This is a genomic window from Marinobacter sediminum, assembly GCF_016820575.1.
Taxonomy (GTDB): domain Bacteria; phylum Pseudomonadota; class Gammaproteobacteria; order Pseudomonadales; family Oleiphilaceae; genus Marinobacter; species Marinobacter sediminum.
Map to the genome: position 1 here is coordinate 1,076,099 of NZ_JAEMQH010000001.1, position 22,172 is coordinate 1,098,270.

Here is a 22,172-nt window from a genome sequence, read left to right on the forward strand (position 1 = left end):
TCCTTTAGTGTTTAGATAGAGTGCATCTTTTGAGGGCATGTCTGCGTAAGGGAAGCGTTATTTAGACAGTAGTGAGCTCGAACGAATGGGAGAGTCGATTTGTCAATTATTAAAAATGTAATCCACGCAGGGTCTGCCGTTGCTTTTACTGCCCTGTCGCTGGCGGCGCCGTTGGCGGCCCAAGCCAACACCAATACAGACCTGGTTAATGCCGTTAGCCGGGCCATTGAGACCAACCCGGAAGTGCGGGCCAGTTGGCACCAGTTCTTGGAGTCCGGTCATGATACCGACAGCGCGTTTGGCGGCTACCTTCCATCCGTGGACGCCAATGCCCGATACGGTCTGGAGCATCGAAACTATGGGCCGGTTGATGAGTTCGACGGTTACGACGGGCAGATTTCTGTAACCCAGATGCTTTACGACGGCTTCCAGACCAGCAGCTCTGTTGATCGCTTGGAAGAAGAGCAGCTGGTCAGCTACTACCAGCTGCTAGGTGCGATTGAAGATACTTCGCTGGAGGCCCTGCGAGCATACCTGGATGTTCAGCGGCAGCGTGAATTGCTGGAGTTGGCCCAGAACAATCTGGATGCCCACCAGGAGGTGTATGACCAGGTCAGCCAGAGTGCTGCGGCAGGTGTCGCCCGGGCGGCAGACCTTGAGCAAATCAGTGGCCGACTGTCACTGGCCGAATCCAACTTGGTAGTGGTGGCCAGTAATCTTCATGACGTAAAGGCTCGTTATTTGAGGGTTATCGGCGTGACACCGCCTTCCGGCCTGGAAGAAGTGGAGCTGGGTTCTGAGCTGGTTCCCATGTCAGTGACCGAGGCGCTGAAAATCGCCTATGAGGGCAACCCGGAGTTCCGCGCTGCACACCGTGATATCGAAGCCGCTGAGGCTAACGTGGAGGAGAATCGGTCCGGGTATCACCCGAGGCTGGATCTGGTTGCCAGTTACGGTCACCGCTCCTACGACACGTTCGGCTTCGACAATTCGGAAACCGACGGCAGAGTTGGTCTGGAGCTCAGCATGAACCTGTACCGCGGTGGCTCAGATAGGGCCCAGGTACGCAGTGCGTTTGAGCGGGTGAATGTCGCTAAAGACCTGCGGGACAAAGCTTGTGTTGATATCCGTCAGGAGCTGCAGATTGCCTATAATAATGTCGGTAACCTGGAAGGTCAGATCCCCATCCTGAATAACCATCGTTTGTCGTCTGCTCGTGTCCGCACAGCCTACAAGGACCAATTCGATATCGGTGAGCGCACTCTGCTGGATGTTCTGGATGCGGAGAACGAATACTTTGATGCCAGCCGTGCCTATGTAAATGCCATCTACGACCGGAAACTCGCAGTGGCCCGGGTCCAGGCTGGTATGGGACATCTGGTGTCATCGCTGGGCCTGGTTCGTGACGGGCTGCCGACACTCGAAGAGCTGGGGGCTGAGCCGCTGACGATTACGGATGGCGTATGCCCTGCGATAGAGCTCAATGGCTCGCTTGACCTGTTGCAGGATGTCGATGGCGACGGTGTTCGGAATTACCGGGATGAATGTTCCAATACCCCTCAGGGTGTCCGGGTGAATGCGCGAGGGTGTGCGCTTGAAAGTCCGCCCAAGGTAATAAAGACTTCGGTGATTGAGTTCGCCAATGATTCATCTCGCATTGAAGCCGACAGCACAGCGTCTCTGGCGAGTGTGGCTCAGGTGTTGAATCAGACGCCGGGCTCTTCGGTAGTCATTGTAGGGCATGCCTCTAAATCGGGAGCGCCTGCGTATAACCAGGAACTGTCCGTTCGGCGCGCCGAGGCGGTAGCGGAACGCCTGGAAAGCACCTATGGTATTGGCCGAGACAGGATCACTGTGCAAGGGCAGGGCTTCTATCAGCCTCGCTTCACAGCTAATGCTGAGGCGGCCGTAAACGCTAATCGCCGGGCCGTCATCCAGATCATTGCTCCGGGTTCCGTTAACAACGGGGTGCAGAACTAATCAGGATTAAAAGAGTGATACGTGGGCAAATCCGAACAAGTGTATGAAGCCGATAGCCTGCTGACCTGCCTGCAAGTTGTGTGCAGATTTCATGGCCAGCAGGCTTCTGCCGAGAGCATTTCGTTTGGGCTGCCCTTGGAGGAGGGCAAACTTACGCCCTCTACTTTTGGTCGGGCCGCGCAGCGCCTAGGTTTCGCCAGCCAGATTGAAAAACAACGGCTTGACGCTATCAACCCGGCGCTCCTGCCAGCGATTATTTTGTTGGATGGCGATCGGGCCTGCGTCCTGCATGCCCTGGATGCCGAGCAGGGCACAGCCTCTCTGATCTACCCACAATTACCGGAATCAGAAACCCAAACGTCGCTCGCTGCGTTATCGGAGCAGTACGCCGGCACCGTGCTGTATTGCCGTCCCAAATTTCAGTTCGACAAGAGAGCCACGCGCACTCACACCGACCGTAAAGGCCACTGGTTCTGGGGCGTCATCGCCGAAAATCGAAAACTCTACCGTGATATTTGCATTGCCGCTCTGATGATCAACATCTTTGCGGTTGCTATGCCGCTGTTCGTGATGAACGTCTACGATCGGGTGGTGCCAAATCACGCTACCCACACCCTCTGGGTATTGGCGATTGGTGTGCTGATTGCCCTGTCTGCGGATCTCATGCTCCGATTGATGCGAGGCTGGTTTATCGATCTCGCGGCCAGTCGGTCAGATGCCAAGCTGTCCGCCTCCATTATGGAGCGGGTTCTGGGACTCAGTCTTGCCCACCGTCCTCAGTCGGCCGGCGCCTTTGCTGCCAACGTCCAGTCCTTTGAATCTATTCGTTCTTTCGTAAGTTCAATGACGGTGGTGGGGCTTGTGGACCTGCCGTTTGTGCTGCTGTTCCTGTTGGTCATTATGCTGATCAGTTGGCCACTTGGCATACCGGTGATCGTGGGCGCGATCGGTCTCATCATTTATGCCTCCATCGCCCAGCGCAAACTCAGGGAGTTGTCGGACGAAACGATGTCCGCGGGTTCCCAGCGAAACGCAACGCTCGTCGAGGGTCTTTCGAATCTGGAGTCTGTCAAAAGTTTCGGTGTTGAAAGCCGGATTCAGGCAACTTACGAACGTACGTCGCTATACATCAGTAACATCAGTGCGCGGCTGAAGTTCATTGCGGCGAGTATTCAAAACGGAGCCCAATGGACGCAGCACATTGTGTCTGTTGCCATCATTGTTCTTGGGGTCTACCTCATTATAGAAGGGGAGCTGTCTCAAGGCGGTTTGATCGCCGCTTACCTGCTTTCCTCTCGGGCCATGGCTCCGGTCAGTCAGGCGGCTGGCCTCCTGGGGCAATATCATCAGGCCGCGACAGCACTGCGCACACTGGATGAAATCATGGCGTTGCCACAGGAGCGGACACCCGGCAAGAGCTGGGTCTCCCGTCCGGTGTTGAATGGCAAGGTTGAATTCCGCGATGTTCAGTTCGAATACCCCGAATCCGGCCAACAGGCGTTAAAGGGGGTGTCCCTCAAATTTAACGCCGGCGAGCGGGTTGCCATTCTCGGTAAAAATGGCTCGGGCAAGAGCACGCTCCAGCGCTTGTTGCTGGGCCTGTACTACCCGTCGTCGGGCACAGTCAGTGTGGATAACGTGGATTTGCGCCAGCTGGATCCCGCCGAGCTGCGCCGGAACATTGGCTACGTTCCGCAGGACGTTGAGTTGTTCTATGGCAGCCTTCGGGAAAATATTCTGCTGTCCCGGCCAGTATCAGACGAAGAGTTGCTTCGGGTGGCCGAACTCAGTGGTCTCAACGCCTACGTAAATGCACATCCCGAGGGTTTCGATCTCCAGATAGGCGAGCGCGGCCAACGTTTGTCCGGGGGGCAGCGCCAGGCCGTGGCTATCGCCCGGGCGATGGTGGGCGATCCACCGATCCTGCTCCTCGACGAACCCAGCGGATCGCTGGACCACTCCAGTGAAGAGAATTTCAAGCGCCAGCTTACTCGAGCCGCAGAGGGCAAAACGGTGGTCATGGTCACTCACCGCACCTCATTGCTGGAGTTGGCTAACCGAATTGTGGTTCTGGATGGCGGACGGGTCGTTGCCGATGGCGCGAAGGAAACGGTCATTGAAGCGCTGCGTCAGGGCAAAATTCGGGGGGCGTCATGAGCGACGAGCGCGATAAGTCGTCCCTGGCCGAAAAAGGCTTCCACGGCATTGGTCGTGGCTCCGATCGAGCAGGCCGGCGCACGGAGCGGTGGCTTGACAGACTGCTGGGTCGCTGGCTCGAGGTGCCGGACAAACGTGGGTGGGAGCTTGATGGCGAATGGGCCAGGGTGCAGCAAGATCCGGTCCGTGCCCGCGCGTTACTGTGGATGGCCTTCCTGGCATTTGTCGCGCTTCTGGTGTGGGCTGGCCTGGCGCCGATAGATGAAGTCGCCCGTGGCGATGGCAAGGTGATCCCTTCCAGCCAATTACAGGTCGTCCAGTCGCTGGACGGGGGCGTTGTGGAAACGCTGTCGGTGGAAGAGGGTGAACTGGTCAAGAAGGGGCAGCTGCTGGTGAGCATTGAATCGACTCGCTTCGATTCGGATGTTGCCGAGCAGCGGTCGAGAGAGCTGTCGCTACAGGCCGATACTTTCCGGCTGAGTGCGTTGGTCGAGGGGACCGACATTACCTTTCCTTCCGATTTCAAGGAGCGGGCACCTCGCCTGGTTGAGGTTCAAAAGTCGCTGTTCGAGAACAGCCGAAATGAGCTGGCCGAACAAAAAATTATCTATCAGCAGCAGCTCGAGCAGCGGCAGGCTGACCTGAGAGAAGCCCAGTCGGCCCGTCGCCAGTATAGGGAAGTGCTCAGCCTGGCCTCCCGTGAACTAGAGTTGAAGAAGCCATTATTGGCTTCCGGGGCGGTTTCCGAGGTGGATCTGATCAAGTTGGAACGCGAGATCTCCAACGCCCGGGGTGAGGTTAGCCAGGCCGAGGCGGCCATTTCCCGGGCCCGTTCCGCGATTGCCGAGGCGGAATCAAAAATTCGCGAGACCCGTTTGGTGATGACCAACCGCTGGCGAGAGCAGTTGTCAGAGGCGGTGAGTGAACTGGCCGCGACTCGCGAGATGATGGCTGGCCTGCGTGACCGGGTCAGTAAAACCCAGATCGTGGCGCCGGTGGATGGCACGGTTCAGCGGCTGTTCGTGCAGACCGTGGGCGGTGTTGTGTCGCCGGGTCAGGACGTGGTGGAAATCGTACCTCTTAACGATGAACTGTTGGTGGAGGCGCGAGTATCGCCTAAGGACATCGCGTTTATTCGCAAGGGCCAGGATGCCATCGTTAAATTCACCGCTTACGACTTCGCGGTATTTGGCGGCCTGAAGGCGAAGGTAGAGCACATCAGTGCCGATACCATCACGGATGAGAACGACAATACCTATTACCTGACCAGGCTCCGTACGGAAGCCCAGGGGTTTTCAGAAAAGCTCGCGATCATCCCGGGGATGACGGCTCAGGTGGATATCCTAACTGGGGAGAAAACGGTGCTTGAATACCTTCTTAAACCGGTTGTCCGGGCAACCTCCCAAGCGTTGAGTGAGCGATGACCGTGGGCCATTCCTTTCTTGTTTATGCACAAAGTTTCAGGCCGCTGGAGCATTGGCAGCGGGTGCTGCCGGACACGCACTTGCTCGAGAGTGGCGAGCAGTTGCCTTCGCCCTTTGAAGGTAGTCTGCTTTGGCTTTGCACTGATGTGCCTGATTGGCAAAGCCTGGCGCAGAGTTGGTCCGGTGCCGGCAGCCGCGTAGCGGTGCTCACCCGTGAGCCGGAGAGTGGCGAGATGAATCGGGCCCTGGCCTGCGGCGCTCGGGCGTATGTGCCTGCTTTGGCAAACCGTCAGGTCTTTCAGCAAGTTGCAGAAAGCCTGCGCTCCGGTGGACTATGGTTTCCCGAGGATTTGCTCGGATCATTGCTGCAGTTAATGTCCAGCGCCTTGAGCAAGGCGCCTGCGCCACCCGAAGAGGCAGACTTGAGCATGCTTACGGCCAGGGAGCGGGAAGTGGCTCTTAGAGCGTCAAAAGGCATCTCCAACAGACAAATAGCCGACGAGCTCGGCATTACCGAAAGAACCATCAAGGAGCATATGGGCTCAGTGTTCAGGAAACTGGGTGTGCGTGATCGCATGCAGTTGATGCTGCTGGTCAATGGGCAACGGACAAAAGATGGGAGCGATGATGTACGTCAGGCGAAATGATCAGGGCGACGTCGTTGCCGTTAGTGAAGAACCCTTGGATGGGTTCGCGAGTGTGCCGGCCGACGATGCAGAGCTGCAGGCATTTCTGGCTGCGGGTGCCGGCTTCCCGGCAGATCAGCGGTTTCGGGAGTCTGATTCTTCGTTGATTCGGGTTATCGAAGATCTGGTCGACTTGCTGGCTATGAAGGGGGTCATCCGATTTACGGACCTGCCCCCCGAGGCCCAGCAAAAACTGATGGCTCGCAAGTCCATGCGAGGCCAGGATGATCACCTGAACCTCATTGATGATGCGGGCGACGACCTGTTTGACTTCGATTAACGCGCCCGGGACACCCCGGGGCCAGTTACTCCATCAAATCCCGCCTCCCAAGCTGCTTCAATGCAGGCCTCGGATGTTGCCCCAGCCAGGTAGACCTCTAGTCCAATGGAATGCGCCAACGCTGTGAGTCGCTGCATGTATTGCTGCGCGGTATGGTCGGATTCCAGACGCTGGGCATACACCGGATCCGTCTTGATGTAGTCCAGCCCAAGTTCATGAACTTTGGAAATGCGCTCCAGGTTATGGCCGACACCACCAATACCGACCTGGCATCCACGCTGTTGCGATTCGTGAATGAAAGAGCCCAGGTGCAAGTCGCCAATGCTCAGTGCTGATTCCGGAAGTTCGAGCCGGAGCGGGTGCGATTCTGCCGGACGATCTTCGATCAGCTTCAGCATGCGATCGCACGCGTCTTCATCAAGTAGGCTTTCAGTTGAGACGTGCACCAGAACTGGGTTGCCGATAATGGGCGGGGCGATCGAACTCAGGTGCTTCATCATCGCGATATCGACGGTGGGAAGCAGGCCCAGGCGCCGGCTCCAGGGGAGGAAGTAACCGGCCGCCCGCCAATCGCCGTTGAGTTTCAGGCGAATCTTGGCTTCCTGATGCAGCGGAGTGCCGTCTCGGCCGACCAGCGGGTGCAGCACCTCGTCCAAATCGTCCTTGTCGAGCGCGGACTGAATGGCGGCGCGCCATTCCGATGCATTGCGGAAGGGAATGTCCTCCTGGCTATCTTCACCAATGACGAGAGGTTCTTGTGCCTGTTCGGCCTGGGCTAGTAGGTGATCGGCCCGCATCATTACCTCAGCTCGGCTGGTGCCTGGCTGGAAAACGCTGGCTGAGAACCGTAGATCCTTGCCTGGTTCCTGACTGCCGGGGCCCTGAATTTCAGTAACAAGCACGTCGCTGAGTGCCTGGGTGTCGTGAAATTCGGTCAGCAGAAGGCCAAAGTCTGAGCCGTTCAGTCGCCCAATAAAGAAGTCAGTGAAATGGTATTCGCTGGCTGCAAAAATATCTGACACCTGCGAACAGAATCGGCGGAGCTCGGCATTGACCTGCTCATGGCCAAGCATGGCGTTCAGGTTCGCAAGCTCGGGCACTCGCGCCAGAATAAGGGTGTGCCGGGCATCGCTGTCGTGATCGTCTAGCAACGCATCAAGTCGACTGGCAAAGAACTCCCGGTTGGCAACGCCGGTGACCGGATCGTGCAGGGCTTTTTCGCGCATCTCCGCCAATGCTTTGGCCTCGCTCTCCAGCATGTTCTCGACGCGGCGGGACAACTTGTTCATGGCCCGAACTACCCGTCGGAATTCGGTGGTTCTGGGTTCCGCGGAGACGATAAAGCGTTTCTCGCCAATAGCCTCGGCTTGCTGCACCACATCTTTCAGGGGGTGACTGATTCGGCGCACAAGCCAGCTGCCAGCCAAGCCTGCGCACAGGGCGACCAGCGTCAGCCACATGAACAAGCGCTGGGCGGTCACCCACAGTGAGTTGGCGGCATAGCTGGTGGCGCTTTCCACGGAGACCGTCCCGTAATTGACCCAGCCATCAGACACGGTCGCTACGCCCGCGGGTACTCTGAGCGGGAAGAGCGACCGGAACCAGGCCGGAGCGCTCAGATCCGTGGCCTCACTCCGCAAATCAACCGACTTGCCATTGCCGAACTCCAGGCGAATGCGCTGGTAGTGGCCGGTGGCAAACTGGGCATCGAGAAAGGAGCGAATCAGCGCCTGCTCTTTTTCGGTATGTGAAAGGGTAATGGCAAGGGAGTTCGCACTATCAATGTTCTTCAGCGCCAGCTGTTCCTGATAGTAAGCCTGAGCCGAGACCAGACTGGCGGCAAGACTGGCTGCAAAGGCCGTTACAATCAGGATGGTGGTAGCCAGCCACAACTGTTTAACGAGAGACATTAAAGCTTACTCCTTCGCTACGCATTCGATTAAGGACGTCCCGCCAGGGTGACAGGCGAGCGGTGGAGCTGCCTGCGGATGCGCCTGCACCTCCCGCCCAGAGCTCACTGCTGTTAAAACTGAATACCGGCGTCAGGTCGGTTCGCTCTCTCGCCGGCAGAATATCTTCCATCAGGCTATCCAGTAGAACGGGTTCTGCGCCAGGTGTGGGGTAATAGCCCAGCACCATGTGGGGTCTGGTGATGGGGCTTGCGGGCCCACCAATACGAGCACGCACATAGATCAACCGAAGTTGATCGTCTGTTATCCCGGCACTTAGAAGGCTAATATATTGAATAATAACAAAATCTTCGCAGTCGCCCATGCCGTGAGCGAGCGTTTCCAGGGGCGAGGCCCAGTAATCTTCACGATTCCACAGATCACTGTCCAGTCGGTAATTCAGGGCTTCGTGAACAAACTTGTTCACCTGGCGAAGCTTTTCGTCGGTTGGCAGAAGCTCGATTCGTTCCAGCAACGACTGCCATTGATCGAGGACTTGGCTCTCGGAATCGTAACCGTACCGAAGCCACTGACTGCGGCTTTGGGAGAAATCGATGGTCGCTCCGACAGGTTGCTCTGAGGAACGGGTGGGCAAGATCAATAGGCTGCAAACGACCGTGATCAGAACGAAAACGGCTCGCATCGCCCTGAAAATGCCCGGATCACGGTTAACGACCCCCATCGACGCTCACTTACTTCCTTAATCTGATAGCTGGCTGGACGCGACACGGAGGGTGGCGGTCCCGAAGTCTGCAGTCTGGGCGAAAAAACACCTTATGTCAGTTGAGTATGTGTAAATGACGCTCATATTTTTCAGGGATTCTGGTCATTCACCAAAAAAATGCTGAATATAGATTATATAAATTTCAATTATAAAATCAGAGGCACTAAAGTGGTCTTCAACGTCAGCACAACGCTCCGGAAAGAGCCGTGAATGCTGACTTCGGAATTCGCTTTAAGTGGTTCCGCACCGACTAAGAAAACCAACGTAGAAAGGATTGAGATCATGCCCTACGCACAAGACGTTGACCAGATTACCTCCCTGTTGAAGCAGCATCCGACCTGGAATGCCATCAACCCGAAGCACGCCGCCCGTATGCGTGCTCAGAACAAATTCAAGACTGGCCTGGACATCGCCAAGTATACCGCCAAGATCATGCGCGAAGACATGGCCAACTACGACAACGATACGGCTCAGTACACCCAGTCCCTGGGCTGCTGGCACGGCTTCATTGGCCAGCAGAAGATGCTGTCCATCAAGAAGCACTTCGGTTCCACCAAGCGTCGTTACCTGTACCTGTCTGGCTGGATGGTTGCCGCTCTGCGTTCAGAGTTTGGTCCGCTGCCTGACCAGTCCATGCACGAGAAAACTGCTGTTTCTGGCCTGATCGAAGAGCTGTACACCTTCCTGCGTCAGGCTGATGCCTGGGAACTGAACCACCTGTTCCGTGCCCTGGAAGAAGCCGAAAATGCCGGTGACAACGCCAAGGCCGAAGAACTGATCAAGCAGATCGACAACCACGAAACTCACGTTGTACCGATCATTGCCGACATCGACGCCGGTTTCGGTAACGCCGAAGCAACTTACCTGCTGGCCAAGCAGATGATCGAAGCCGGTGCTTGCTGCATCCAGATCGAAAACCAGGTTTCTGACGAGAAGCAGTGTGGTCACCAGGATGGCAAGGTAACCGTGCCGCACGCTGACTTCCTGTCCAAGATCAACGCTGTACGTCTGGCGTTCCTGGAACTGGGTGTGGACGACGGTGTTATCGTTGCCCGTACTGACTCCCTGGGCGCTGGCCTGACTCAGAAAATCGCCGTAACTGAAGAGCCGGGCGATCTGGGCGACCAGTACAACAGCTTCATCGATGGCGAAGTGATCGAAAAGGCTGAAGACATCAACAACGGCGACGTTGTAATCAAGCAGAACGGCCAGCTGGTTCGTCCTAAGCGTCTGGCATCTGGCCTGTTCCAGTTCAAGCCGGGTACTGGCGAAGACCGTGTTGTCCTCGACTGCATCACCAGCCTGCAGAACGGCGCTGACCTGCTGTGGATCGAAACCGAGAAGCCGCACGTTGGCCAGATCGCAGCCATGGTTAACCGCATCAAGGAAGTGGTGCCCGACGCCAAGCTGGTTTACAACAACAGCCCGTCCTTCAACTGGACTCTGAACTTCCGTCAGCAGGTATTCGACGCGTGGCAGGAAGAAGGCAAGGACGTTTCTGCTTACGACCGTGCCAAGCTGATGAGCGAAGAGTACGACAACACCGAGCTGGGTCAGCTGGCTGACGAATGGTGCCGTAACTTCCAGCGTGATGGTTCACGTGAAGCGGGTATCTTCCACCACCTGATCACGCTGCCGACTTACCACACTGCGGCCCTGTCTACGGACAACCTGGCCAAGGGCTACTTCGGTGATGAAGGCATGCTGGCTTACGTTGCCGGCGTACAGCGCAAGGAAATCCGTCAGGGTATCGCTACCGTTAAGCACCAGGACATGGCTGGTTCTAACATCGGTGACGACCACAAGGAATTCTTCGCTGGTGATGCGGCCCTGAAGGCCGGTGGTAAAGACAACACCATGAACCAGTTCGGTTAATCGATCGGTTCGGTTGTCGCTCCCGGAGTTATCCGGGAGTTATCCAGAAAAGCCCCGCCAAGTGCGGGGCTTTTTTGTGTCTGCCGTTAAGGCTGGCTGGGGCTTGCATCCCGAAAGCGCTCAATGCGCTCCTCAGTGGCAGGGTGGCTGGAGAGTAGATCCCCAAGGCTATCCCAGCGGCTTGGTGCGTCTTCTTCCGTACGGCTGGAACCGGTGCTGACTGGTTTGTCGGTGTGGCTCAGCCGGGTCATGATCGTGGCGAAATGGGCTGGGTCGAGACCGTTTTTTTGCATCATTGCCAAGGCATATTCATCGGCCTGTCGTTCCATCTCTCGCGAATAGGACAGGCTCATCAACACCGCTGGGACTACCACGGTAGAATCTGAGAACGCCGACAAATCGCCGGTCATCATCACAATCAACCAGAAGGTCAGTGACGACTGAGCCATACCCTGTATGCCATGGCGGTGGGCGACATGGCCAATCTCGTGCGCCAGGATCGCGGTCAGTTCGTCATCGTGTTCCGCCAGCTCAACCAGGTCATCGGTGAAAATCAGCGTGCCGTCTGGTAATGCCAAAGCATTGGCGCCAATGGCGGGGGAGGCCCGAAACACAACGTTCAGACTCTGTCCGCCTACTGGCGCCAGCAGCGGAGCAAAATGCTCTTGCAGCGCTTGCTGTCGTTGTTGCGGTAATTGCGAGGGTTCAAGCCAGGTATCGTCCAGAGAGGCGAGGGTGGTTTCACCCACTTGTTCGGCAACGCCATCCGGTACCGCGTAGGCGATTACCTTGGCAGTCCAGGGCACACCGTAAACAAACGCGAAGACAGTGACCGCTACCGTTGCAACCGCAGCCAGCAAAATCAGGCCGAGGTTGTTTTCCAGGCGGTGCACCAGGCGGGTTACGCGCCCGCTGGAAGAGCGCCGCGCAAGTTGATCGACAAGGTCGTTGTCGCGGGTTTCGAACACGGCATCGTTGGGCAGGTGGAGGTAGCGGGGCGTGTTGCCCACCCGGGGGGAAATGTTCAGGTCTTGCCAGCTCACTGTTTGTTGGCCAGATGGGGTGGCCAGAACCAGCGCGCCTCCGGCAGAACGCAATAGTGCTTCCTCCCGGAAGGAGCTGTCGCCAGAGTAGAACTGTCCCTCAATGACCAGTTCAGACTGCGGCGAATTCGACATCGAAGGCGTCTCCCAGTTCCTGCCCCAGTGCGCTGGTTCGAGTCTGCTCGGCCGCAACGAAATGGTTCAGGTCACCGGAAATCACCATGGAGGTGCAGCTTGCCCGGTAGCGAGCCATGCGTACCTTGGCCCAGGGGGTGAACAGGCCCAGGGTGAGAACAACAAGCAGGCTGTTGCTCAAGTAGATCCACACCATTTGCGCCGGCTTAAGCTCGGATTCAAAGCTGTGATCGGCCAGCTGGGTGGAATTGAGGAACAGGTTGGCGATACCTGCCATGAAGAAACCGAACAGGGTCAGGTAGCCGACGCCTGCAATCACGGCCGCCAGTGCCGGCATTTCGGCCCGGGAGGCGAGGAAGGCGGCGACGGCGAACCCAGCAATCATCAGCAGCGCCTTGCCAAAGAGCAGGTAATACACTTTGGTGGAGGCCGTCAGCTCGAACGGCGTGGTTCCGTAGCGGCTGCCGTTGGCAATGAAGGCATGGGTTTTTTTCAGCACCAGCGGGGTCAGCAGTGTCAGGCACAGCAGATTCAGGATCGGCCACACGAAGGCCACCATGAAGGCCTCACCATACTTGCCCTGGAAATCGAAGCGAATGTTGCGGTAAGCACTGTTAATTGCGGTGAAGCGCAGTGAGCGGGTCATGATCCAGGGCGTAACGAATATAAACGCTACACCAAAAACCACGGCAGCCTCGATGTAGAGGTTTGCCAGCGCAACATAGGCAACCAGGACGGCAAGCGCGATCAAACGGCCTTTCAGGATGGTGATGGGATTGGCCAGGTACTGGAAGCTGGAGTCGTCCAGGCGGGTGTTGCCATAGAAGTACTGGTTGTTACGGACCGTTGCCCAGGCCGAGTAGATGCCCAGGGTGACGATGGTCAGAAGAATGTTAACAATCCAGATACCGAAATATTCACCACCACGACCGGTGAACTCAATAGAGGCAAGTCGCAGGTCCTGTGCTTGCTCAATGGGTGCTTCTTGAACTCGGATGCGGACATCAGCACCGGCCTCCGTCAGCTTCTTTAGATATATCTGCGCGTCGTCATAGCTGAGATTGGATTTAATGGCGGATGCCGATGATAACAGGCGTTCGATTCGTTCGTGTGTCGCCTTAAACAAATCTTGAAGGTTGGCCTTTACCTGGGCGTCGTCAAAGCCAGGGAGAATCTGGCCGTTGTACACAACTTGATAAAGCTCATTCGACATATCAATTCCTTATGATTCCGTCCTAAGTGACAGGACCGCGGTCCTGGCGGTGCTTTCGTGCTTTCAAGAACAGTAACCTAAGCGACATTACCAGAAATTCATTCTAGGTATGTGAGCATTCTTGCATTTTATGTGTTGGTTTGTGAGTGAGGTGGGTTAGCCATACCGTTTAATTTTTAACACTTTTGATTCCGCCTATGTCTCTGTATTAACGCTTTTATCTCGTGATATCCCGATTTAGCGCGTAACGACCTGTTTCATTGATGCAACAGATTGGCCTTTCTTGATGTGTCTAAAAACACGAGCCTTTTAAGGGAAATTGTTGAAAAACAATTTCTTGCGTCTAATTCCCAAAAACTGGCATGGCAATCGCTAAGGTCTATCTGTGGACCGGACCCTGCCAAATCCGACGGCTAGCGGATGGGCCTGGAATCCTCATAAGCCAATAACATCAAAGGAATTGACGCTATGAACACTAACAAAAGCTTGCTAGCAATCGCCGTTGCAATGGGTCTGGGGCTGTCGGGAGCGGTTATGGCTGATCCCACCCTGGGCGGAGACGGAGATCCCAACACCAATGCCAACGACGGTTCGGCTGCGCTGAACGATGTAGCCAACACTGACGTTAGCAACAGTGGCAACACGGATGATAATTCGGATAATTCGGATAATTCCGACAACAGCGCCACTGCGACCGATTCGTTCAAGATTGCCGACAGTGGTAATGACAATTCGGACAATTCCGATAACTCTGATAATTCGGATAATTCCGACAACAGCGCTACTGCGACCGATTCGTTCAAGATTGCTGACAGTGGTAACGACATGTCGGACAACTCGGATAACTCCGATAACTCAGACAATTCGGACAACACCGACAACAGCATGGCGTGGGCGGATTCGGCGAACACCGACAACTCCGACAACTCCGACAACTCGGATAATTCGGATAACTCTGACAACTCGGATAACTCTGACAACTCGGATAACTCCGACAACTCAGACAACTCGGATAACAGCACCAACGTTACAGACGCCTTCAAGATCGCCAACAGTGGTAACACCGATGACAACTCGGACAACAGCACTAACAACGATCTTGACCTGTCCCTCAACGTGTTCCTGAACAACGCGGATCTCGATGGCAGCGTTTCAGGTACCAACGTGAATTATGGTGATGCCAGACGCCAGTCTGAGACCTACGCCAAGCACTACAACAAGATCGCGGATAATGCAGCGAACTTCACCGGCATAGGAGCATTTGCTCAGAACAACGGCCACGGTTCAGTCAACCAGGCTAACGTGAGTGTGCAGTCCAATCTGTCAGCAGGCGGTAACTGAGGTTCCATGGTTGCGCCCCTCTAACGGGGCGCGGCCCAGTTACTACCGGGAGGCATGTCATGACTGACATCGTCAAAGGGATGCTGAGAGCGGTTGGCGCGGCGGTGATTCTTGGAACAGTACCCGTAGTCCTCGCGGAGGACTTGCTGGGACTGACTCCCATGAGTGCCGATCAACTGGAGGGATCCAGCGGGCGCCAGGGCGTACCCTTACAGTGGCAGCTTAACGAAACGGAACAGAATGCCATGGTCACGGGTAATGTGTTGTCAGGACACTCGGTGACCGGTGACAACATGATCACGGATCAGGCATTCAGCAATATGAGTGGTATTGCCACGGTCATCCAGAACACCGGTAACCAGGTGGTGATTCAGGACAGCACCCAGGTCAATATTCTCATCAACCATTAGTGGGAGGTGGACCATGGTAACGCGGAGGCTTGTGATGCTTGCTGTAGGCGCTGCCTCACTGTGGTCCACGGCCTTCGCTGGCAATGTGATGGTGCCGGGCCTGGGTGGTGGCCTTCAGATAGAAGTTGAAAGCTATCAGGAAAAGCGTTTCAGCTCGATCATGCGTCAACAGTACGATTTCAGCTGTGGCTCGGCCGCTGTCGCGTCCTTGTTGTCGTACCATTATGGGGACAAGGTCACGGAAGCAGAAGTGTTCCGGGGCATGTTTTCTCTCGCCAACCCTGACAAGGTGCGCCGGGAAGGTTTTTCCATGCTTGATATGAAACGCTACCTTGAATCCGAAGGCTACCTCGCCGACGGTTTTCGGCTGCCTTTGACAGGCATGCGGGAAAAGGTAGCTCTGCCAGCGATTGCGCTGGTCACATTGGACGGCTTTCGGCACTTCGTGGTCATCAAGGGCATCAGTGAGAGTGAGGTCTATGTCGGCGACCCAACTCGCGGCCTGCGAGTATACCCGAGAGCACAATTTGAAGAGTTCTGGGACGGTTCTGCCTTCGTGATACGCAGTCATGTCGCGCTGGGGCGGAAGACGTTTGATCGGGATGGAGGCTGGCCGCAATACGTGCGTGCGCCACTGTCCACAAGGCCGGACGGCCCATCGTTGGGGCACACCCTGCCTTACTGGCCGACGCCAAGGGAGTGGTGACAGTATGAATAAACAAAGAGCGAATAATCGGAAAGCGTGGTCTGCGGTACTGGTGGTGTTTACGGTGGGAGCCCTATCGACTGTCAGGGCCGATGCGGTGTTTCCGGGGCAGCCACTCGGCGATGCTGAACTGGCGTCCCTGCGAGGTGGCTTCTTTTTAGGTAATCTTGAAATTTCGATCGGCCTTGAGCAGATCGTTTCGTTCAACGGTGAGACTCTTGCGGTCAACCGACTGACTATCCCGAATTTGAATCAGATTTCCAACGGTCAAGTGGTGTCGCACACGGTTGAGACCCTTGTGGCTAATCTGGATGCCTCCGCCGATGGGCAGTCTTTGGTCTCTACGATGTCAGACACTGGGGGCTGGATAACGGTGATTCAAAACAACCTGAATAGGACCACTATCCAGAACAGCCGTCAGCTCAATATTCAGATGAACAATCTTGGGGCCGCGTTGAACCGTATCCCCGATAGCATGCGCGAACCGGTGTTACAGCTGCTAGGCCGTTAAGGGCTGGCCGCCCAATGCCTGAACGTCATAGTGTGAATGGCAACTTGAGGGTTAGTTCGCTGCTCGGGGCATTTTCAGTGACCCCGACGCTCACGGTCAGGCTCAAAGAGGTTTTGGGTGTTAAACGTTGTGATAACCCGAACGACAAAGAGCCCACCTGGATGTGGTCGAACGTGGCCGCAAACGCATCGCTGCTATTCTCGAAACCGGTTCTCTGAATGATTGAGTGATCGTAGCCCAAGCTGAATGACGTCCGCTCATTGAACGCAAACCCCATACCGAAGCCAAAGCGGATGACATCGCCAGGATCAATCCGGCCACCGTTCTCTGCCCCCTGATCTTTCTCCTTTGTCCATACATAGCTGAGGCTCCCGAACAACACGGCCGGGTCTGAGGGGTAGATAAATGAGAGCCCGGGTTCGAACGACCAGAAGCCGGAGCCTGTTGGCCGTTGTTCCAGTTCGGTTCCGATGGGGTTGCCTTCACTGTCTTCCACCACACGCCGGTCCACATCATAGGGGCTGTCCCCGGTCGGGGCCTTCACTCGGAACACGCCGATGACGTAGGGCCAGCCGTCCAGGCCATCATTCAACTGGTAGCGTGCTGACAGCTCGATATCGCCGAGACCCTCGCCGGAGGACTCGCGCAAGGTATCGACCGGAGTGCCCTCAAACGCTTGCCGTTCCCTGAGGTCTTCGCTGATCCTCAACCACGGAATCCGTATGTCGGTTTCTAATCGGCTGGTGATGCCGTATTTGAGGGTCAGCGAAGTGACAAAAATATCCCGCTGGATCTCCGAAATGTTGATTAGACCCACAAGCAATGCCGGAATGACGGTGTAGCCTTCGATGGCAACGCGGGTGGAATTGCTGTGGGCATGGGAGAAAGCCGGTTCGATGGTTAGTCGGCCGGGGCGCGTGACGATACCTCGGTCGGTCGTAATCGAGGCAATGTCCGTGACCTGCTCCGCTCTGCTGTCAGCGGCTTCGGATGTGGCCTGAGCGGAGCTGTTCGACTCTGATTGCGCAAACCCCAGGGCGGGGATCAGGCAGGCACAAGTGAGCCATGGAATACGAGGTGCATTGATCATGGTAAATCTCCCTTCGGGGGCGAACCCTGACGATAATGGCCGCCAGAGTGGCCTCTGTTGTACTTCTCCATGAGCCGGTAAAACGAAACCCGGGAAATCTTAAGAATCCGCGCAGCGGCGGAAATGTTGTGGTGGGCTAAAGCGAGGCTGCAGGACAGCGCCTGACGCTCCGCCCGGGCACGAAATTCCTCCAGGCTGAGGTTGGAGATGGCGGCGTCGCCGGTGTCGGTACCGGCGTGCGCCAGACCCAGATCTTCGGGGGTGATTTCATCGCGGTCGCACAACAGCAAGCCCTGGCGGAGTCGGTTCTGCAATTCCCGAAAGTTGCCGGGCCAAGAGTGGTTGACCAGGCTTCGGATAGCGGCTTCGCCGAGAGGTTTGTGCTCCGCGCCGAGAGCCGAGGAGTCCAGTAACGCTTCGGCCAGTGACGGAATATCTTCCCGCCGCTCTCTTAGCGGCGGCATTCTCACTTCCAGGCCACCAAGACGGTAATAGACATCACTGCGGAAGCGTTCGGCTTCAATTAGCTCGGTTAATGGTTGGCTGGCGGTGGTGATAATGCGGCTGTCTATTCGAATCGGGTTGCTTCCGCCAATCCGTTCAATCTGGCCTTCCTGCAGAAACCGGAGAATTGCCGATTGTTGTTCTAGATTCAGCTCGTCGATCGAGGACAGGATAAGCGATCCGCCGATGGCCTGCTCAAGGCGGCCAGGATGGGCACTCAAGGCATGGGTGAAGGCGCCTTTTTCGTAGCCGAACAATTCGCTCTGGGTGAGCGATTCAGGCAGGGCGGCACAGTTAACCGTGACCAACGGTCCAGAGGCTCGGGTTGAGTGCTGGTGAATGAATTGCGCCGCCGCGTCTTTTCCAGTTCCGCTTTCACCGACAATCAGAACCGGCTCGGCCGTCACCGCAAAGCGCCGGAGCAGTTCTCGGGATTGGCGAATGGCCAGCGAGTTGCCCTCCAGCACCAGGCTTTGGTATCCGTCCCTCGGTAAGGTGCCGCAGGGCTCTCGAATGACGGCCATGCCCCAAAGATGGCCCAGCACCGTATCAAGCCGATCACTGTCTACCGGCAGGGTGTGGAAATCCGAGCAGTAGCGGGTAATAAGCTGGGCCGTTCGGGTGCCGCTGATAGGGCGATGGGCAACAATCCCGACCCAGTAGGACAGATTGAGCGCTTCCAGCCAGTGTTCGAACCAGGGCAGGTCGTCTGTTGCGCCCTCGCTGAGATCAAGAATGCCGACTTTGGCGCCGACCGGAGGGGATAGAAGCAGTGGCACCGGGTTCTCCGCGTTGAAATCGGTTAATTCCCATCGGTAAACCAGGGCGCTCCGTACCTTACTCTTACTGTGTGCCGCTGACAGCCAGACAAGCGGTCTCTTTTCCGTCATGGCAAACCTCCACATATGTGGTGCCTTGGAAACGGGACTGCCAGTTGTGCAGGGCAATGCGGTAAGCCGGTACGACAAGGAGTCCGGTCACGACCCTGTGACCCGCTACAACAGCCAGATTTATGGTCTGGCGGTCTAACCGCTATTCAGAATGTATGCCACAAAATTTATCAATAAGGCTTTCAGGCGCTTGCAAGATCCGACGGTGAGCCGCGTCGTACTACTGTAAAAGTTGTCGACAGTCGATCTGGCTTCTGCCGGTGAATGCATCTGTTATGCTGAAACAAAAAAGGAAAGAAAACTTGGCTTATGGGCGATAAAAAACCTCTGAATTCGGCGCAGGCAATGAAAGACGAACTGTTGCAGGAATTGGAATGGACCCGACAACGCACACGGGCACTGATTTCGTCGCTGCCTGAGGCGATGCTCGACGTTCCTTACCACCCAGGTGTAAACCCACCGCTTTGGGAGATGGGACATTCCGCCTTCTTCTACGAGGTTTTCGTGTTCAATCTCCTGGACGGTTCTGCCAGTTTCAATCCAGCGATGGATGATCTCTGGGACTCGTTCCACATTGAACACTGGGATCGCTGGAACCGCGACCTGTTCCCGGGGCGTGAGCAGACGTTAGCTTACTTCGATATCGTGTATGACCGCGTCGCGGAGCGCATCCTCAGTCAGCCATTGGATGACCAGACCCTGTACCTGAATCGGTACGCCATTTTTCACCAGAACATGCATATAGAATCCCTGATCTGGTGTCGGCAAACGGTTGGTTATCCGGCCCCGCCAGATGCCAAGCCCGGCCGCCGGTCCATCGGTGATTCTGTAGCGGGCGATGCACTCATTCCAGCCGGACGCTGGGTCATTGGTATGCCTGGGGAATCTTCGGCCTACGCGACAACGGATTTTGCTTTCGATAGTGAGAAACCAAGGTTTGAAGTCGAACTCGATTCCTTTGCCATCTCACGCTTACCGGTGTCCAACGCTGAATTCCTGGCCTTTGTGGAGGACGACGGCTATCGAAAGCCTGAGCACTGGTCGTTCGGCGGGCGGAAGTGGCTGGCAACCGAGGTGGATGTTGCCTTGGTGCATGGGAGTTCTGAGCCGTTGCCGAAAGTGCCGCGTCACCCGCTTTACTGGCGTTGGCATGAACGGCAATGGCAGGAGCGAGTGTTCGATCGCTGGCAGCCGCTGAACGAAGACGCTGCTGTATGCCACCTCAGTTATTGGGAGGCAGAAGCATACTGTCATTGGGCCGGACGGCGGTTACCCACGGAGTATGAATGGGAGGTCGCCGCATTGGGCAATCGTCCAGGTGATCCCTTCCGGCGGTATCCTTGGGGCAATACTCCGGCCGATGCTACCCTCGCCGATCTGGACGGCCAGGCGCTGGGCCAGAACCCGGTTTACGACTATCCGGAAGGTGACAGCCCGTTCGGCTGTCGGCAGATGATCGGTGGCGTCTGGGAGTGGACCAGCAGTCAATTTTTCCCTTACGACGGCTTCAAGATCGATATGTACCCGTTCATGTCGACCCTGCAGTTTGGCGATCACAAGGTTGCCCGGGGCGGTAGCTGTGCCACCTCATCCTGTCTGATTCGGGGTACCTACCGGCAGGCATACCTGCCACTGCGCAACGACGTCTTCACCGGCTTTCGAACTTGCGCACTCTAACGCGTCTGGCCTGTTACTCGGGGGTATGCTCAGCCCGGTGTACCACGTGGCTGGCCAGAGCAACGCCGGTTTCGTCCATGGTCAGATAGGCTTCGTTGGCGCCGGCTTCGCGGATTTGATGCGCCTCGTCCGGGTACATGGTGTGGGCAACGATGTAACCGCGGAAACCGAGTTTGCGGAGCATGCGCGCGGCAATCAGCTTACCTTCAATATCGCCCAGGGCGAGGATGACAGAATGCACCGCCGGCATGTGCAGGCCATGCCAGAAGGAGGCATCTTCGGCGTCGGCAAACACGACATTACGGCCTTGTTTCTGATGCTTGATGGCTTTGGCCGGATCAGAATCCAGGCCCATAAGGTCAGGCTCGTGTTTGGCCACCCAGTCGTAGGCGGCAGTCCCTGTGCGGCCCATGCCCATGATCAGCACCCGGGTATTACCCACGGACAGTGGCTGCTCATCCGGATGGTGTTTTTGCCCTTCAAACCGGCTCAGGCCAGCGGCATAACGCTCGAAGATGACGTGGGCGAACCGGTTCAGGGGCGCGGAGATCACAAACGAGATTGCCACTGAGATTGCCAGCGGTACCAGCCAGTCCGGCAGTGCCACGCTGGCAACAATGAGGCCAAACTCGCTGTAGTTGGTCAGCGCCAGGGAGCTGAGAAAGCCACTTCGCGCACGCAATCGGAACGCCAGTAGCAAAAAGAAGAACAGCAGGCCTTTTAGTGGCAGGACCAGGGCGGCGACAATGGCAAAGATCAGCGATTGCTGGTCGGGCAGGCCGCCGATGCCGATCTGTAAGAAAAAGCCGACCAGGAACATTTCCTTGACGCTCCACAGCGACTTGGACAGCTCCTGGGAGCGCGGGTGGTTGGCGAGAATAGCGCCAAAAATCAAAGCCCCCAGTTCCGAACTGAGCCCCACCGATTCAAAACCGTAACCGCCCAGTACCAGGGCCAGTAACAGGCCTAACAGAACCAGCAGCTCATCGTGTCCGCTGGCGTCCAGCAGGCGGAACAGCAGCGGCCGAAGCAAAGGCAGGCCAAAGACAATCAGCGCCCATTGCGAGGGCGTCTGGCCGGCTGCCAGGCTCATTACGACCAGGGCGATCAGGTCCTGCATGATCAGGATGCCGATGGCGACTCGGCCATGGAAGGCACGCAGCTCCCGTTTCGATTCCAGCACTTTGGCTGCCAGTACGGTTGAAGAAAAAGACAGGGCAATGGCCAGCAGCAATGCCGTTTGCCAGGACAGGTCCATCAGCAGATATAACCCAGGGGCGAAAACCACACAGGTGATGGCGAAGTGCAGCAGGCTGCCGCCAATGACTTCCGGGCTGACGATGGACTTGAGCTTGAGCTTAAGGCCGACGGTGAACAGCAGCAGAAGCACGCCCAAGTGAGCGATGTGGCCAAGGGCATCGGTCGCTTCGATGGCTAGTCCGGTTACGGCGGACAGGCCGCTGAGCAGAAAGCCTGCGGCGAGGTAGCCCACCAGGGGTGGTAGGCCAACACCTTTGACCAGTAAACCAAGGGCAAAGGCGAATGAAATCCAGAGAGCTTCAGGCATAGGTCCGTCT

The 22,172-nt window shown here is 56.5% G+C and carries 19 protein-coding genes; 12 read left to right on the forward strand and 7 right to left on the reverse strand.

The genetic code is table 11. The features are described 5' to 3' along the window. The first annotated feature begins 99 nt into the window (after window positions 1-99). The 5 genes from FGO67_RS04735 to FGO67_RS04755 are packed head-to-tail and all read left to right on the forward strand — an operon-like array spanning window position 100 to window position 6,527. Window positions 100-1,980: a TolC family outer membrane protein gene (locus FGO67_RS04735; RefSeq protein WP_203299541.1), complete on the forward strand. Its 1,881-nt coding sequence runs from the start codon at window positions 100-102 to the stop codon at window positions 1,978-1,980. 21 nt (window positions 1,981-2,001) lie between these two features. Beyond that, window positions 2,002-4,137 (forward strand): type I secretion system permease/ATPase, encoded by a 2,136-nt coding sequence (locus FGO67_RS04740; RefSeq protein WP_203299542.1) that lies wholly within the window; start codon window positions 2,002-2,004, stop codon window positions 4,135-4,137. Then, window positions 4,134-5,561: an HlyD family type I secretion periplasmic adaptor subunit gene (locus tag FGO67_RS04745; protein ID WP_203299543.1), complete on the forward strand. Its 1,428-nt coding sequence runs from the start codon at window positions 4,134-4,136 to the stop codon at window positions 5,559-5,561. The genes FGO67_RS04740 and FGO67_RS04745 overlap by 4 nt, the downstream gene beginning before the upstream one ends. Further along, the gene (locus tag FGO67_RS04750) at window positions 5,558-6,208 is read left to right on the forward strand and encodes a helix-turn-helix transcriptional regulator (RefSeq protein ID WP_238942164.1); all 651 of its coding nucleotides are present in this window, start codon (window positions 5,558-5,560) and stop codon (window positions 6,206-6,208) included. Before FGO67_RS04745 ends, FGO67_RS04750 begins: the two co-directional genes overlap by 4 nt. After that, a complete protein-coding gene (locus tag FGO67_RS04755) occupies window positions 6,189-6,527 on the forward strand; it encodes a hypothetical protein (RefSeq protein WP_203299544.1) in 339 nt (112 codons plus the stop codon). Before FGO67_RS04750 ends, FGO67_RS04755 begins: the two co-directional genes overlap by 20 nt. On the opposite strand, the gene FGO67_RS04760 is transcribed toward FGO67_RS04755, so the two are convergent. Together FGO67_RS04760 and FGO67_RS04765 are read right to left on the reverse strand one after the other, a co-directional pair. Then, window positions 6,524-8,437 (reverse strand): bifunctional diguanylate cyclase/phosphodiesterase, encoded by a 1,914-nt coding sequence (locus FGO67_RS04760; protein ID WP_203299545.1) that lies wholly within the window; start codon window positions 8,435-8,437, stop codon window positions 6,524-6,526. The genes FGO67_RS04755 and FGO67_RS04760 overlap by 4 nt on opposite strands. After that, window positions 8,424-9,071 (reverse strand): transglutaminase-like cysteine peptidase, encoded by a 648-nt coding sequence (locus FGO67_RS04765; RefSeq protein WP_238942165.1) that lies wholly within the window; start codon window positions 9,069-9,071, stop codon window positions 8,424-8,426. Before FGO67_RS04765 ends, FGO67_RS04760 begins: the two co-directional genes overlap by 14 nt. A 411-nt stretch (window positions 9,072-9,482) precedes the next feature. Here FGO67_RS04765 and FGO67_RS04770 point away from each other — a divergent pair, with 411 nt between their 5' ends. Continuing rightward, window positions 9,483-11,075, forward strand: coding sequence for an isocitrate lyase (locus tag FGO67_RS04770; RefSeq protein ID WP_203299546.1), 1,593 nt, complete (start codon window positions 9,483-9,485; stop codon window positions 11,073-11,075). Window positions 11,076-11,161: 86 nt separating this feature from the next. Here the strand turns inward: FGO67_RS04770 and FGO67_RS04775 are convergent, their stop codons facing one another. Both FGO67_RS04775 and FGO67_RS04780 read right to left on the reverse strand, forming a co-directional pair. Continuing rightward, window positions 11,162-12,253 carry a M48 family metallopeptidase gene (locus FGO67_RS04775; protein ID WP_203299547.1) on the reverse strand — a complete coding sequence of 364 codons (1,092 nt, stop codon included), beginning with the start codon at window positions 12,251-12,253 and terminating at the stop codon, window positions 11,162-11,164. Further along, complete coding sequence (locus FGO67_RS04780) at window positions 12,231-13,466, reverse strand: YjgN family protein (protein WP_203299548.1); 1,236 nt, start codon at window positions 13,464-13,466, stop codon at window positions 12,231-12,233. Before FGO67_RS04780 ends, FGO67_RS04775 begins: the two co-directional genes overlap by 23 nt. A gap of 534 nt (window positions 13,467-14,000) precedes the next feature. Between FGO67_RS04780 and FGO67_RS04785 the strand changes: the two genes are divergently transcribed. From FGO67_RS04785 to FGO67_RS04800, 4 genes are read left to right on the forward strand one after another with little or no spacing between them, the layout of a single operon-like run. After that, a complete protein-coding gene (locus FGO67_RS04785; protein ID WP_238942166.1) occupies window positions 14,001-14,807 on the forward strand; it encodes a dentin sialophosphoprotein in 807 nt (268 codons plus the stop codon). A gap of 59 nt (window positions 14,808-14,866) precedes the next feature. Next, a complete protein-coding gene (locus tag FGO67_RS04790; protein WP_238942167.1) occupies window positions 14,867-15,217 on the forward strand; it encodes a hypothetical protein in 351 nt (116 codons plus the stop codon). Between the two features lie 34 nt (window positions 15,218-15,251). Then, complete coding sequence (locus FGO67_RS04795) at window positions 15,252-15,923, forward strand: C39 family peptidase (protein ID WP_238942168.1); 672 nt, start codon at window positions 15,252-15,254, stop codon at window positions 15,921-15,923. Window positions 15,924-15,927: 4 nt separating this feature from the next. Further along, window positions 15,928-16,434, forward strand: a complete 507-nt coding sequence (locus FGO67_RS04800; RefSeq protein ID WP_203299551.1) for a hypothetical protein — start codon at window positions 15,928-15,930, stop codon at window positions 16,432-16,434. Between the two features lie 25 nt (window positions 16,435-16,459). Here FGO67_RS04800 and FGO67_RS04805 read toward each other — a convergent pair whose 3' ends face one another. Both FGO67_RS04805 and FGO67_RS04810 read right to left on the reverse strand, forming a co-directional pair. Next, window positions 16,460-17,524 (reverse strand): transporter, encoded by a 1,065-nt coding sequence (locus FGO67_RS04805; protein WP_203299552.1) that lies wholly within the window; start codon window positions 17,522-17,524, stop codon window positions 16,460-16,462. After that, window positions 17,521-18,918, reverse strand: a complete 1,398-nt coding sequence (locus FGO67_RS04810; protein ID WP_203299553.1) for a sigma-54-dependent transcriptional regulator — start codon at window positions 18,916-18,918, stop codon at window positions 17,521-17,523. Before FGO67_RS04810 ends, FGO67_RS04805 begins: the two co-directional genes overlap by 4 nt. On the opposite strand from FGO67_RS04810, the gene FGO67_RS04815 reads away from it, so the two are divergent. Both FGO67_RS04815 and FGO67_RS04820 read left to right on the forward strand, forming a co-directional pair. Continuing rightward, window positions 18,917-19,057 carry a hypothetical protein gene (locus tag FGO67_RS04815; protein WP_203299554.1) on the forward strand — a complete coding sequence of 47 codons (141 nt, stop codon included), beginning with the start codon at window positions 18,917-18,919 and terminating at the stop codon, window positions 19,055-19,057. The genes FGO67_RS04810 and FGO67_RS04815 overlap by 2 nt on opposite strands. A 206-nt stretch (window positions 19,058-19,263) precedes the next feature. After that, complete coding sequence (locus FGO67_RS04820; protein WP_203299555.1) at window positions 19,264-20,595, forward strand: SUMF1/EgtB/PvdO family nonheme iron enzyme; 1,332 nt, start codon at window positions 19,264-19,266, stop codon at window positions 20,593-20,595. A 13-nt stretch (window positions 20,596-20,608) separates the two neighbouring features. Here FGO67_RS04820 and FGO67_RS04825 read toward each other — a convergent pair whose 3' ends face one another. Further along, the gene (locus FGO67_RS04825; RefSeq protein ID WP_203299556.1) at window positions 20,609-22,162 is read right to left on the reverse strand and encodes a cation:proton antiporter family protein; all 1,554 of its coding nucleotides are present in this window, start codon (window positions 22,160-22,162) and stop codon (window positions 20,609-20,611) included. Window positions 22,163-22,172: the final 10 nt, after the last annotated feature.